Source organism: Erysipelatoclostridium sp. MSK.7.34, assembly GCF_019041935.1.
In the GTDB taxonomy this organism is placed as follows: Bacteria; Bacillota_I; Bacilli_A; order Erysipelotrichales; family Coprobacillaceae; genus Thomasclavelia; species Thomasclavelia ramosa.
The window spans coordinates 14,808-28,137 of record NZ_JAHPYJ010000002.1; the positions used below are offsets into that span (position 1 = coordinate 14,808).

A 13,330-nucleotide genomic window follows, 5' to 3' on the forward strand; every position below is an offset into this window, starting at 1 on the left:
AATGGATTTATCAAGCATCTTTTGATTTAACCAGAACGATTGGTTTACTATTTGTGATAGTTGCAATTTCACAACTTACTTGATTGGATACACATAATGGATCCTGTCGTTGTAAAAAATACTGATTCAATGGGTACTCAGCACCATCAATATCAATATAAGCATCATCTAGTGCATATAATGAAAAATACTTATATTCATCTTGATACACCTTATGTGTTCCCGGCAATAATAATTGAATAACATTTTGCTGATCAATAATTCTAATTTTTTTATCTGCATATTTTTCCAAAAGACACATAACGCTAAGAAAATGATCTAAACGACCGCCCGTCACACCATAAATATCTACTTCATCATAACCATTCTCCAAAGCATATTCTAAAGCTGCATGTGTATCGGTCACATCTTTACGAGTTGGCAATCTTTCTATATCTAACTCACTTAAAACATTCTCGTTTTCAATCGAATCAAAATCACCAATTGCAAAGACAGGCTTAATCCCCTGTTTAAGTAATATTTCAACACCATGATCAACACCAATATATTTTAAACTGTCATCGAGTTTACAAGCCAGTGCACTACAAATACCTATCTTCATTTTAGTGACTCTATTGCTTTCGTATAATCATCACTACCAAAAACATAGCTGCCAGCCACTAAAACGTCAACTCCAGCATCATTACATAACTTGGAAGTCGATTCATTGATTCCTCCATCTACTTCAATTAAATAATGATAATTATTTTCTTTTCTGAGTGTTGCCAGCTGTGCAATTTTATCAACAGCTGCCGAATTAAATTTTTGCCCACCAAAACCGGGCTCAACTGACATTACTAAAACAACATCTAACTCATTCAAAAATGGTTTTAGTACTTCTACTGGTGTATCCGGCTTAATTGATAGCCCGACCTCCACATCATGCTCCTTAATATGAGCGATTAATTCATTAATCTTATCTTCAGCAACTGCTTCATAATGAAAAACAATTAATGACGCATTACTATTAATAAAATTATCCACATATTTAGCTGGATCAGTAATCATTAAATGTACATCAAGATACATATCCGTTACTTTACTAACATCTTTTAAAATACTATATCCAAATGATATGTTTGGAACAAAATGTCCATCCATTACATCATAATGAATCCAATCTGCCGCTTTGATTGCGTTAATCTCTTCTTTCAAATAAGCAAAATTAGCTGATAATAATGAAGGTGCTACTTTAACCATACTTCCGTTCCTCTTTCTTTTTTACATCTTGTAAATTCATTAAATAATGCTCATAGCGTTCTTTAGATATTTTTCCATCTTCAACGGCTTTTTTTACCCCACAATTAGGTTCACTATCGTGTAAACATCCTCTAAACTTGCATTCATGACTAAATTGAGCAAAATCATGATAGGCTACAGCTAGTTCTTCCGGTGTCATTTCCAATTCTAATGAAGAAAAACCAGGTGTATCTCCAAGATATCCACCATACATCTTGAGCAGTTCAACATGACGAGTTGTATGTTTTCCTCGCCCAAGAGATTTTGATATCTCATTTGTTTCCAATTTTAAATTAATATCTAAGGCATTCAAAAAACTACTTTTGCCTACCCCACTTTGTCCAGTAATCACTGATACTTTATCTTTAAAGACTGTTTTTAATTCCTCAAGCCCATGATTATCTTTTGAGCTTATTTCATATACCCGATATCCAGCCTGACGATAATCTTTAACATATTGTTTAACGCTTTTATCTTCATCTAAATCCATTTTAGAAATAATAATAATTGGTTCAATTCCTAAATGCTCAATTACTAAAAGAAATTTATCTAATAATATTGATGAAAAATCAGGTTCCTTACAAGAACTAACAATCAGAGCTTGATCAACATTACAAATAGGTGGTCGAACTAAACAATTATGACGAGGCAATACATTCATTACATAGCCATCATTATCACCTTCGACTTCATATTCAACAAAGTCACCAACCAGGGGCTTAATCTCATCCTTACGAAATTTCCCCCTAGCACGACATTGAATTATTTGATGATCATCTTCGACATAATAAAACCCTGCTAATGCTTTAATAATTCTTCCTTGTGACATCTCTACCTCCTAATCATCTGTAGGTATTTCAGGTTTATAATTATAATAATAAAGTGTAATAGATTCATTCTTCTTAGTTACCGTAGTAAAGGCATCTAAACTTTGACGGACTACTTGATTTACAGTAATCTTTTCAATTTCATTTGGATCTGTAGGTGTTGGCAATGTTTCCCGTTTAACTGAAAAACCTTTATTTGTTAGTAAGGTCGCAGCAGCATCAATATCCATTCCTTTAACATTTGGTACTTCAATTTTAATTCCCGAAGAAACAGTCAATGTAATTGTCCGATCTTTTTCATCAGGATCAACCTTATGCCCTTCTTTTAAACTCTGTTCAACAACTGTTCCAACTGCTTGTTCTGAACTAGTTTCTTTGATCGTAACATCAAACCCAAGTTTTGTCAGTGCTTCTTTGGCCTTATTTTGATCCATTCCTACATAATTACCAAGAACTACATAATCACCTTTTGATACTGTTAAAATAATTTTACGATCTTTTTCAGTTGGATCTACTTTAGTTCCTTTTTCAATACTTTGATCAATTACAGTTCCTTTAGTTTTAGAAGATATCTCATATTCAATCTCTACTTCAAATTTCAATTTTTCTAATGCCTTTTTAGCAACATCTTCTTTTTTTCCAGTGTAATCTTCAAGAACAATATATTTGCCTTTCGATACTGTTACTTTAACGACATCACCTTCTTTGATCGTCGTTCCTTTTTTAGGGTCTGTTGCAATGATTTCACCTTTTTCATATTCATCAGATAGTTCTTCAGTAATATCATCGCTAATAGTAACATTATATTCTTTTAAAATTTCTTTTGCTTGTTCAACTGTTTTTTCTGTTAAATCAGGCATTAGACTAGTATCTGGCTTCACTCCAAGATAAATCGCAAAAGCAATTCCCGCGATAACTAAAGCAGTAACCACACCAACTGCCACCTTAGCTTTTGTATCTAAACCTTTAAATTTATTAACTAATTTACTGAAAAAACCTTCTTTTTTAGGGGCTGCCACTTCTTTTTCTTCAACTGGATCTACGATTGGTGCAGTATTGCCACTAGTAAATGCGGAACGAGGATCAATAACAATTGTTGGATCAGTATCTTGGTCATGTGAAAAAACTAATTTTTCTTCATCCTGACGCTCCATACAAGTCTTTATATCATCCAACATTTCTGTTGCACTTTTATAACGATCATTAAGATTTTTAGCAGTAGCTTTAATTACAATATTCTCAACAGACTGGGGAATTGAAGGATTAAACTCCAACAATGATGGTAGATCTTCCTGCATATGCTTTAATGCAATATTAACTGGTGATTCACCATTAAATGGTACTTCTCCCCGTAACAACTCATAAAAAACAATTCCTAAAGCATATACGTCACTTTGGGCAGTCGCTTTTTCACCACGTGCTAATTCTGGAGCTAAATAATGCAATGAGCCCATAATAACATCTGTCTGGGTTACCTGCGCTAGAGATTGCATTGAAGCAATTCCAAAATCGGCAATTTTAGCCACTCCACTATCAGTAACCAAAATATTTTGCGGTTTTAAATCACGATGGATAATCCCTAGCTGATGAGCTTTAGAAATTCCACTAATTACTTGTTTCATAATATCAATTGCTTCAACTACATGAACAGCACCACGCTTTAAAATCAACTCTTTTAACGTCATACCCGGCACATATTCCATGACAATATAATATTTATCTTCATCCTCACCAACATCATATATTTCAACAATATTTTTATGAGAAAGTGCAGCTGCTGCACTAGCTTCACGTTGAAATCTAGTTACATATATTGGATCTTTAGCAAGGCTAGTTCGAAGAATCTTAATCGCAATAGTACGATTTAAGATAATATCTTGAGCTAAATAAACATCTGCCATTCCGCCTTGACCAATTAGTTCTAACAATTCATAACGTTCTGCAATTATTTTTGCCATCCTATTTTTCCTCCCGATTATCAATGATAGCTACTCCGATATTATCACGTCCACCATTTTCATTAGCTCGATCAATTAATTCAGTAACTTTTTGAGATACTTTTATATTCTTTTTTAAAATTTCTTTAATTATTTCATCATTTAAGCAATTATATAATCCATCACTGCAAAGCAACAATAAACTATCTGCAAATTCTAATTCGATAAAAGATGGGGTTAATTCAGTATCTGCACCAATTGCCTGAGTCAAAACATTTTTTTGGCTATGATTAACAGCTTCTTCTTCACTGATTGCTCCACGATCAACTAAAGCATTAACTAAAGTATGATCTTTAGTCAATTGCATTAATTGATCATTTTTCAAAACATAAGCACGGCTATCACCGACATGAGAAATATATATCACATTATCCATTAAAATTGCCACGACAATTGTCGTACCCATACCATGATGCTCAACATTTTGCTTAGCCATTCTTTTTACAATCGCATCAGCTTCATAAATTGTTTCATTTACCCATTTTTTCAACTCATCAACATTATCAAATGGGGGGATACTGTCAAAACAATTAACAAATTGATCCATCACCACCCGAGAAGCAATTTCACCAGCACGATGACCACCCATACCATCACAGACAATTGCAATAACTTGATCTTTTACATTTGCAATAACAGTAGCCTGATCCTGATTTTTATTTCGTACTTTACCGATATCAGTCAATGCATAATAGTTCATTATTTCACCCCACTTCTTTTAGCCCTTAATTGTCCACAAGCACCATCAATATCGCGCCCATGTTCTTTTCTTAAAGTTACATTAATATGTAATCTTAATAGCTCATTTTTAAATATTTCTACTGTTTCTTTATCACTAGGTTGATAACCATGCTCATCAACACTATTATATGGTATTAAATTAACATATGCATTTAATCCACGTAGATAGTGTGCCAATTGACGAGCGTAAACAATATCATCATTAACACCTTTTAACATGATATATTCAAAAGTAACACGCCGATTTGTTTTATCAATATATTCACTGATAGCTTCACGTAAATCATCCATTGGATGCACCTTATTGATCGGCATCAATTCATCGCGAATTTCATCATTAGCAGCATGTAACGAAATCGCCAAATTAGTTTGAATTCCTTCTTCACTATATTGCTTGATCCCTTTGATCAATCCACAAGTTGAAATAGTAATGTGTCGAGCGCCGATAGCTAGACCATGTGGATGGTTAATGATCCGTACAAATTCCATCACATTATCATAATTATCAAATGGTTCACCCGTCCCCATTACGACTACATGACTAACTCGTTGATCAATATCTTGTTGTACTTTAATAATTTGTGCAACAATTTCACCTGGTGTTAAATCACGTTGTTTGCGTAATAAACCACTAGCACAAAATGTACATTTCATGTTGCAGCCAATTTGGCTAGTTACACATAGTGACTTACCATAGTCATGAATCATTAAGACAGATTCAATCAAACTTCCATCTAATAATTCGAACAGATATTTAATTGTCCCATCTCTTGCTACTTGTTTTTCTTTAATTTTTAAAACATCTAAAGAAAATTCTACTTTCAATTGATTTCGTAGATCTTTTGATAAATCCGACATATCATCAAAACTACGAGCATCTTTCTGGTAAAGCCAGCTAAAAACTTGTTTAGCACGGAATGGCTTTTGTTTGATTGAAGCAAAATATTCAGTTAGTTGTTCTAGTGAATAATCATAAATATTTTTCATCTTATTTTCCTTTTTCTAATTTACACATATAAAATCCATCACTGTCATAAACATACGGTAAAATCTTCTTTTCTTCAATTATCTTCATATCTGGATATTTATCAAGAAATTGTTTTATCATTTGTTCATTTTCTTTTTTATTGATTGTACACGTACTATAGACCATTTTACCATTTTTCTTCAATAAATAGTAGGCATTGTCTAACAATTTTGCTTGTAAAGGAATGATTGTATCCATTGCACCAGAATCATGATATTTAATCTCCGGTTTACGTTTCATTACTCCTAAACCGCTGCAAGGTGCATCAAGCAAAATTTTATCAAATGATTCTTCTGAATATTTTTCTTTCAACAAAGTGGCATCCCCAACATGCAGTTCTACATTATTAACACCTAAGCGTTTTAGATTAGCTTCAACTAGCTTGATTTTATGTTCAAATAAATCATATGCAATTATTTTACCATGATTATTCATAATAGCTGCTAAATGTGTAGTTTTACTTCCTGGAGCACAACACATATCAAGAACGAGATCCGTTGGCTGAGGATCCAGCAACGGAGCAATCAACTGACTTGACTCGTCTTGAATAGTGACTAACCCGTTTTTAAAATAATCAGTGTTAGCAATATTTCCTGCTCTGTACAAGAGTCCATCGGGAGAAAGATTCCCTGCTTCAAAATTTTCATCAGTTAATAATTGAGCCTTTGTAGTCTTTAAAATATTGACCCTCGCTGCTCTGGTTGGTGGTGTATTATCATGCTGACAAATCTTTTTGGCTATATTTAAATCATACTGTTTACTTAACATCTTAACTATCCATAAGGGATGGCTTGTTTCAATAGAAATTCTTTTCAATTCATCCTTCTCATCAATCTCACATTTTCCATTACGTAAAAAATTTCTTAAAATAGCATTAACAAATTTCCCCGCAAAATTATCACGTTTCTTTGCTAAACGGACAGCTTCATCAATTACAGCATAATCCGGAACCTTATCTAAGAAAATTAATTGATACAATGACATCAATAAAATCATTTTCTCACGATTTTTAATTTTTTTCCCTTGAATATATGGCGCCAATTGATATTCAAGATATAACTTATTTTGAATCGTTCCATATACAATTCGTGTAGCCAAATCTTTATCATTTCTAGATAATAAGCTTTTTTCTAAATAGTCATTTAAAGTAATATTTAAATAACTTTGCTCATTTTGGTATTTTATTAATACATCTAATGCAGTCGTTCTTGCCATAAATAGTCCTTCCTATATTTGATTATATGGATTAAAGTCACAAACCACATGAACTTTATTTCCTTTTTTATTATAAAAATCACTCATCTTTTCTAATACTGGATATAATTGTTTACTATTTGTAAATTTAATCATAATACGTTTACGATAAATATCCTGCATCCGATAGATCAAACTATTTGCCGGACCAAGAATTGCCATTTTATCAAGTTGTTTTTGTAAATACTCTTTTATTTGCACCGCACTTTGATTAACAACTTCTTCATCTTTTCCTTGTATTAAAATGCTCACTAAATGAACATATGGAGGGTAAGCTGCTAATTTTCGTGTTTTCATTTCTTCCTGATAAAAACGAAGATAGTCGTGATTCTTGACACATTGTAACACAAAATGCTCAGGATTGTATGTCTGAATCATTACTGTACCTTCTTTTTGACCACGTCCACTTCGTCCTGAAACCTGTTCAAGCAGTTGAAAAGTTCGCTCATTAGCACGAAAATCAGGGATATTTAAACTTATATCAGCATTTAAAACACCAACAAAAGTAACATTTTCAAAATCTAATCCTTTTGCTATCATCTGTGTTCCTAATAGAATATTACCCTCTTTGCGAGCAAACTTATCTAATAATTTTTGATGCCCATCCTTTTGTTTAGTTGTATCAACGTCATAACGAATCACTTTTGCACCATCAAATATAGTCTCCAGCTGTTCCTCTACTTTTTGTGTTCCTGCTCCAACTAATTTTAATCGTTCACTTGAACAATGTGGACAAAGACGCGGCATTTCAATTTGATGTTCACAATAATGACAACGTAATTTGTGATCCGCCTTATGATATGTTAAGGTTACATCACAATGAGGACATTTAATTACTTCACCACAATCAAGGCAACGAACATATGTTGCATAACCACGTTTATTTAATAGAAGAATTACTTGTTCATCATGATCCAGGCAGGTTTGAATTTGTTCCTTCATCGCTTTTGAAAAAAGTGAATAATTTTTATTTCTAATTTCATCAGCCATATCGATCAATTCAATCTTTGGTAAGGGAAACTGATTGATCCGCTTTGGTAGCTCGTATAGATCATAAATTCCTTTTTGTCCTCGACTATAAGATTCTAGTGACGGTGTAGCACTACCAAGAATAACGGGACAGTTATGGTATTGCCCCCGAATTCGAGCAATCTGAGTCGTTTGATACCGTGGCTTGCTTTCCTGTTTATAACTAGGATCATGTTCTTCATCTAAAATAATCAATCCTATTTTTTCCAAAGGCGCAAATACCGCACTTCGAGCACCAACAACGATCTTAACTTCACTATTCAAAATTCGCCGATACTCATCATAACGCTCACCAGCAGATAATTTTGAATGTAAAATTGCTACCTCTTTCCCAAATTTGTGTTTAAAAGCATTGACCATCATCGGTGTTAAAGAAATCTCCGGTACTAACATTAAGACAGTTTTATTATTTCTAATCACATATTTAGATAAATGTAGATACACTTCGGTTTTTCCAGAACCAGTCACACCATGAATTAAAGCAGTATGATAAGTATCAATTTTGCTCATGATTCCATTGACTACTTTTTGTTGATCAACAGTTAAAGAAAACTCATGTTCCTCTTTTTGATCATCTAAATAAGGGTCACGATATAATTCCTGTTCGATTATTACCGTTACCCTCTGTTCAATTAACTTGTCAAGCAGTCCACGGCTATAAGGAAATGCTTTTAGTGGCGTGTCGGGATGTGTTTTTAAATATTGATACGCTTCTTGTTGTTTAACAGTTTTAAGAGTAGCATCTTCATTAATAACTTTAATTACTTTTTGATACTTAATTCCAACACTTTTATTTGTACTTGGTTTTAATTGAGGTGGCAACATTGCTTGAAGACAGCTAATTCGTGGCGACAAAGTTAATTTTGCTAATGTCAAAGACAGCTCTTGTAATTCTTGATTTAATAAGGGGCGCTCATCAATAACTTCACTAATATAGCGATATTTAAATCCTGCTGCTGTTTCTAATTCCTCTTTTGTTGAATTGCTATAACGACATCCCGTTACATATCCGATTATTCGTTGATATCCAAACGCAATTGTCACTCTAACCCCACTAGCAATTTCAGTATTTGCTAAATAATCAAAAGTAGTGTCAAGAGCATGGGTTGGATGTTCTACTAATACTTGTACAATATACACCATCATCATCTCCAATTTGTTTCTATTCTACCACATCTACAAGATAAAATAAAAGAGTCGATTAACTCTTATATCTTTATAGCAAAGTATTTAATTGCTCTCCCACGTTTTTTATTTTTGGATGATCTATCATCTTACCACAAACATCTGTTCTAGCGAAAAATTAGCGAGTAACACCGCTGGTAATAAAGTGCAAATTAAACTAGCCTGATGACACTAAAAGCTTTTATTGATGATTCATCAAGATAGATATTAAGATCATGTTTCAACACATAATCATGATAACCATCAAAAACAGTTGCATGAGTTAATACATACTTCATTGCATTCACTCTCTTTTAAAAAAAGGAATCTTTGCGATTCCTAGACACGATAAATATAATTATCTTTTCGCGGTTTAGCTTCTGGTTTCGGTTCTTTACCATAACCTAAAATACAATTACCGATTCCTACATACTTTTCATCAATGCCCCACTGCTTTAACAATTCTTTTCCCTCAGTACTCATAAAAACTTCTTTGGCACGATGAATCCAGCAAGAATCTACGCCAACTGCATTGGCTGCATTTAAAAGATTCCCCATTACTAACGCACCATCTTCTAAATATGTTCCAATCGTTGAATCCCCTAAAACGACTACCACTGTTGGCGCTCCATAAAAAGGATCGTTTTCACTATCCATTATTGCCGCATTCAATTTTGATAGCCGCTTAATTATCTCAGGATTTTGAATAACTACCATAATTGCAGATTGGCGTCCCATTCCTGAGGCTGCATATGTTCCAGCCGTCAAAATTTCATTCAATTGTTCTTCGCTAATTTGCTCTTTTTGGAAGCTTCGAACACTTCGACGTGTAATTAAATTATTGATTGTTTCATTCATTATACTATCCCCCTTTTTATAAGGATATTATATCACAGACTTAATGAATATTAAGATATAGATAATTGTTTTTAAGAAAAATACTCTATATAATTTAGATAAAAGGAGGGCTGTTTATGTGTAAAAAACTATCAATAATTTTACTATGCCTGCTTATGATAACAGGATGCTCTAAAGACAAGCCAATTTTATATAGCAATCTTGGTAATCAAGCCAGTCAAAATAAACTTACTAATATTTTAAATGAAGCTGACCTCCCCAAAGAGAATATTAAACAATTCTTTTCCTATGTTAATACCTTTAATCAGCACGCTACACCCTTAATTGGTGATTTTGAAACTTTAGAAAGAGAACAACCAGATTACCAATATTTTAAATATAATAGCCCAGTTGAAATAAGTGATCAAAACGATTCTAATTCACTAATTCCTTCATTTATCTTAATAAAAAACCTAATTTATACTAATAATAGCGGTCACGCAGATGACTCATATATTATGTTTAATTTAAATTTAATTGATACTATTGATCAGTATTCAATGAGCCAAGAAGATCGTTTAAAATTCATTACTACTTTTAACAGCATTTCTGTTACCGGCATAAAAAATAATGAAATTTCTCATATCAATCAAATTGAAAAAACATTTAGTGATCGTGACTTTAGCGTAAAACAAAACCAAAAAGCATCATTGATTACCTTGTGGCTTCACTCTTCCGCAGATAACCGTCGCTTTGTTAGCCACTGTGGTGTTTTAATTGATAGCAATGATGGTTTATATTTTATTGAAAAATACGGTTGTTTTTATCCTTATCAGGTGACAAAATTTAATAGCCGAAGTGAATTAAAAACGTATTTATTAACTCGAAACGATCTCAAAGGAGATGAAAATGACGGTTTGCCACTCGTTTTTGAAAATAATAAATATCTGAATAAATAATTAATAATATCCTTTGAATAAATTGTAATACATTTTTATATTAGTTCCTAGATGCAGAACCACGACTTTAATCCAACAGTATGATTTCGGTGCTGAAGCACTGACCATGGCATAATCTAATTTGAATTTCCGAGCATAATGATCTGCCTTTCGTAAATGCCAGCTGTTTGTAACAACTAGAGCATTTTTCAATCCATTTATCTGCATTATATCGCGGCTATACATCAAATTATGATATGTACTTCGAGATTGTCCCTCGATAAGGATATCTTCTTTTTTTACCCCTAAACTAATTGCATATGAAGCCATTATTTTCGCTTCCTGATATTCATTTTTAACTGCCCCACCAGATAAGATTAAAAATTTAATCTTATCTTTTTTATATAAAGTAACACCCATTTCAACCCGTGATTTCATAATTGTTGATGGCTCACCATCGATATTAGCGGGATAACCACAAATAATCGCACAATCATATTTTTTATAACGCTGTTTTTTATATGGTTTTTTAAATACTAATAAAAATGCTAGTAGATTCAATATTCCAAATCCAATTATTACTCGTTTGACCATTTTATTACCTCATTATTTTACATTTCCCGGGAAATTGTAACAAAAGGGCCTAATGGCCCCGATGTTTCGCTTTACGTTTTTGCTGTTTCAATACAAATAGATGCTCTTTTTCAGCCGTTCGCTGCTCACGACGAATAATTTTATTCTTTGCCTTATTTTGCTCATATTGTCGTTTCAACGCTTGCATCGATTTAGTACCTGTTTGTAAGTTCATAGATTGTTTTCTAATCATCCGTTGTAATCGCTTAGGATTTTTTGGTTTATCTTTATGTTTCGCTTTGAACTCAGCAACAAAATTAAGTTTATGGTAATTATTTAAAAAATAAACATATATCTCACCATCACTTGGCTCTTGACCGAACACAACTCGTTCAACGTAACACTTATCTCCATTTGTTAAATAAAATACTCCAATCCAAAACGGATCATCAAATAAAACATTTAATTCCAAACCAACATCCAACATATCGCTATCCTCCTTGAAATTTACTTCTAAGAACGGACAACCTCAGGAGGGCAGGTTACTGATGCAAAATGCACAACTTGACTACCAACAAGTTCGTGTTTTTATCTTAGCAACCATATTATAACTTATTTTTCAGATTTATTTAAGAGGAAAGCTATTCCTGCTAACCCTAAACCTAATGCGATTATAATAAATAAATTAATACTTACATCATTATTCAAATAAAAATATACTTTTAAATCATCATATAGTCCCATCAAAACTGCAATAATTAATAAAAAAGCTAGTAAAAATGGCACTTTTAGCCGTCCATCATTTTTTTTCATAAAATCAAACACTTTAGCATCAAATACTTTAAATGCATCTAACAACATGTATATTCCCAAAATAGCTAATAACACAATAATGTCGGTTGGGCAAAAAATTAAATCAAGCCCTAATTTACCTTCTAACCCTTGTGCCAAATATAAAATTAAAACCATTCCTGGATAAAAAATATACGCAAACACCTTAAAATACTCTTTAAACTTTTCCATTTTTCCTCCTACTAAAAATCAGGGATATTTACCCCTGATTTGTTTGATGATTTTTTATAATTTCAGCAATTTTATCTTTTGCTGCCATAACGTCATCATTTTCCACTACATATTTATATTCATCTTTAGTCGCAATTTCTTTTCTTGCTTTTGATAAACGTTGTTGGACAATCTCTTCTTCCTCTGTACGACGTCCACGAATTCGTCGTTCGAGTTCTTCTAAGCTAGGTGGTACTAAAAAGATTGTTGTTGCATCTGGACATTTTTCCATTACTTGAAGGGCCCCTTGAACTTCAATTTCTAAAACAACATTTTTACCTTCATTTAATAATTGATCAACGTAATCTTTGGGTGTTCCGTAATAATTACCGACAAACTGCGCCCACTCTAATAACTTTCCTTCTTCAATTTTACTTTTAAATTCTTCTTCTTCAACAAAAAAATAATCAATTCCATCTCTTTCATTTGGACGTGGTTTTCTTGTTGTCATCGAAATCGAATAAGCAAGATTTAAACTATCGTCTTTGAATAATTCTTCTCTTACTGTTCCTTTACCAACGCCACTAGGCCCACTAAGAATTATCAACATTCCTTTTTGCACTGTCTACACCCCTTTTTTTTGATAAGTTCATCATACAAAAT

15 protein-coding genes are annotated in these 13,330 nt (G+C 32.7%); 1 reads left to right on the top strand and 14 read right to left on the bottom strand.

Annotation, left to right across the window (positions count from 1 at the left end):
* Positions 1–10: 10 nt before the first annotated feature.
* The 10 genes from KTF99_RS01595 to KTF99_RS01635 all read right to left on the bottom strand — a co-directional run bounded on the left by KTF99_RS01595 (position 11) and on the right by KTF99_RS01635 (position 10,175).
* On the bottom strand, positions 11–601 hold the full coding sequence (locus tag KTF99_RS01595) for a thiamine diphosphokinase (protein WP_008792070.1): 591 nt from the start codon (positions 599–601) through the stop codon (positions 11–13).
* Entirely contained in the window at positions 598–1,239 is a 642-nt protein-coding gene (gene rpe / locus KTF99_RS01600) for a ribulose-phosphate 3-epimerase (RefSeq protein ID WP_003538443.1), read from the bottom strand. Before rpe ends, KTF99_RS01595 begins: the two co-directional genes overlap by 4 nt.
* Positions 1,232–2,107, bottom strand: a complete 876-nt coding sequence (gene rsgA / locus KTF99_RS01605; RefSeq protein WP_029481634.1) for a ribosome small subunit-dependent GTPase A — start codon at positions 2,105–2,107, stop codon at positions 1,232–1,234. Before rsgA ends, rpe begins: the two co-directional genes overlap by 8 nt.
* A 9-nt stretch (positions 2,108–2,116) precedes the next feature.
* The gene (gene pknB / locus KTF99_RS01610) at positions 2,117–4,063 is read right to left on the bottom strand and encodes a Stk1 family PASTA domain-containing Ser/Thr kinase (protein ID WP_008792071.1); all 1,947 of its coding nucleotides are present in this window, start codon (positions 4,061–4,063) and stop codon (positions 2,117–2,119) included.
* 1 nt (position 4,064) lies between these two features.
* Positions 4,065–4,802 carry a Stp1/IreP family PP2C-type Ser/Thr phosphatase gene (locus tag KTF99_RS01615; protein ID WP_003538450.1) on the bottom strand — a complete coding sequence of 246 codons (738 nt, stop codon included), beginning with the start codon at positions 4,800–4,802 and terminating at the stop codon, positions 4,065–4,067.
* Positions 4,802–5,830, bottom strand: a complete 1,029-nt coding sequence (gene rlmN, locus KTF99_RS01620; protein WP_029481636.1) for a 23S rRNA (adenine(2503)-C(2))-methyltransferase RlmN — start codon at positions 5,828–5,830, stop codon at positions 4,802–4,804. Before rlmN ends, KTF99_RS01615 begins: the two co-directional genes overlap by 1 nt.
* 1 nt (position 5,831) lies before the next feature.
* On the bottom strand, positions 5,832–7,085 hold the full coding sequence (gene rsmB / locus KTF99_RS01625) for a 16S rRNA (cytosine(967)-C(5))-methyltransferase RsmB (RefSeq protein ID WP_029481638.1): 1,254 nt from the start codon (positions 7,083–7,085) through the stop codon (positions 5,832–5,834).
* Positions 7,086–7,097: 12 nt separating this feature from the next.
* Positions 7,098–9,296 (bottom strand): replication restart helicase PriA, encoded by a 2,199-nt coding sequence (gene priA / locus KTF99_RS01630; RefSeq protein WP_020994633.1) that lies wholly within the window; start codon positions 9,294–9,296, stop codon positions 7,098–7,100.
* Positions 9,297–9,490: 194 nt separating this feature from the next.
* On the bottom strand, positions 9,491–9,616 hold the full coding sequence (locus tag KTF99_RS17345) for a hypothetical protein (RefSeq protein WP_003538456.1): 126 nt from the start codon (positions 9,614–9,616) through the stop codon (positions 9,491–9,493).
* Between the two features lie 40 nt (positions 9,617–9,656).
* The gene (locus KTF99_RS01635) at positions 9,657–10,175 is read right to left on the bottom strand and encodes a nitroreductase family protein (protein ID WP_008792074.1); all 519 of its coding nucleotides are present in this window, start codon (positions 10,173–10,175) and stop codon (positions 9,657–9,659) included.
* A gap of 116 nt (positions 10,176–10,291) precedes the next feature.
* On the opposite strand from KTF99_RS01635, the gene KTF99_RS01640 reads away from it, so the two are divergent.
* On the top strand, positions 10,292–11,113 hold the full coding sequence (locus KTF99_RS01640; protein ID WP_003538459.1) for a DUF4300 family protein: 822 nt from the start codon (positions 10,292–10,294) through the stop codon (positions 11,111–11,113).
* On the opposite strand, the gene KTF99_RS01645 is transcribed toward KTF99_RS01640, so the two are convergent.
* The 4 genes from KTF99_RS01645 to gmk form a co-directional block, all read right to left on the bottom strand.
* The gene (locus KTF99_RS01645; RefSeq protein ID WP_003538461.1) at positions 11,114–11,686 is read right to left on the bottom strand and encodes a YdcF family protein; all 573 of its coding nucleotides are present in this window, start codon (positions 11,684–11,686) and stop codon (positions 11,114–11,116) included.
* Positions 11,687–11,735: 49 nt separating this feature from the next.
* Complete coding sequence (locus KTF99_RS01650; protein WP_003538462.1) at positions 11,736–12,152, bottom strand: YjdF family protein; 417 nt, start codon at positions 12,150–12,152, stop codon at positions 11,736–11,738.
* Between the two features lie 125 nt (positions 12,153–12,277).
* On the bottom strand, positions 12,278–12,688 hold the full coding sequence (locus KTF99_RS01655; protein WP_003538465.1) for a hypothetical protein: 411 nt from the start codon (positions 12,686–12,688) through the stop codon (positions 12,278–12,280).
* 28 nt (positions 12,689–12,716) lie between these two features.
* Positions 12,717–13,289 carry a guanylate kinase gene (gene gmk / locus KTF99_RS01660; protein WP_003538467.1) on the bottom strand — a complete coding sequence of 191 codons (573 nt, stop codon included), beginning with the start codon at positions 13,287–13,289 and terminating at the stop codon, positions 12,717–12,719.
* Between the last annotated feature and the right edge of the window lie 41 nt (positions 13,290–13,330).

Coding starts and splice junctions, on each gene's coding strand:
- KTF99_RS01595 (WP_008792070.1), bottom strand. CDS start 601: ATGAAGATAGGTATTTGTAGTGCACTGGCTTGTAAACTCGATGACAGT.
- rpe (WP_003538443.1), bottom strand. CDS start 1,239: ATGGTTAAAGTAGCACCTTCATTATTATCAGCTAATTTTGCTTATTTG.
- rsgA (WP_029481634.1), bottom strand. CDS start 2,107: ATGTCACAAGGAAGAATTATTAAAGCATTAGCAGGGTTTTATTATGTC.
- pknB (WP_008792071.1), bottom strand. CDS start 4,063: ATGGCAAAAATAATTGCAGAACGTTATGAATTGTTAGAACTAATTGGT.
- KTF99_RS01615 (WP_003538450.1), bottom strand. CDS start 4,802: ATGAACTATTATGCATTGACTGATATCGGTAAAGTACGAAATAAAAAT.
- rlmN (WP_029481636.1), bottom strand. CDS start 5,830: ATGAAAAATATTTATGATTATTCACTAGAACAACTAACTGAATATTTT.
- rsmB (WP_029481638.1), bottom strand. CDS start 7,085: ATGGCAAGAACGACTGCATTAGATGTATTAATAAAATACCAAAATGAG.
- priA (WP_020994633.1), bottom strand. CDS start 9,296: ATGGTGTATATTGTACAAGTATTAGTAGAACATCCAACCCATGCTCTT.
- KTF99_RS17345 (WP_003538456.1), bottom strand. CDS start 9,616: ATGAAGTATGTATTAACTCATGCAACTGTTTTTGATGGTTATCATGAT.
- KTF99_RS01635 (WP_008792074.1), bottom strand. CDS start 10,175: ATGAATGAAACAATCAATAATTTAATTACACGTCGAAGTGTTCGAAGC.
- KTF99_RS01640 (WP_003538459.1), top strand. CDS start 10,292: ATGTGTAAAAAACTATCAATAATTTTACTATGCCTGCTTATGATAACA.
- KTF99_RS01645 (WP_003538461.1), bottom strand. CDS start 11,686: ATGGTCAAACGAGTAATAATTGGATTTGGAATATTGAATCTACTAGCA.
- KTF99_RS01650 (WP_003538462.1), bottom strand. CDS start 12,152: ATGTTGGATGTTGGTTTGGAATTAAATGTTTTATTTGATGATCCGTTT.
- KTF99_RS01655 (WP_003538465.1), bottom strand. CDS start 12,688: ATGGAAAAGTTTAAAGAGTATTTTAAGGTGTTTGCGTATATTTTTTAT.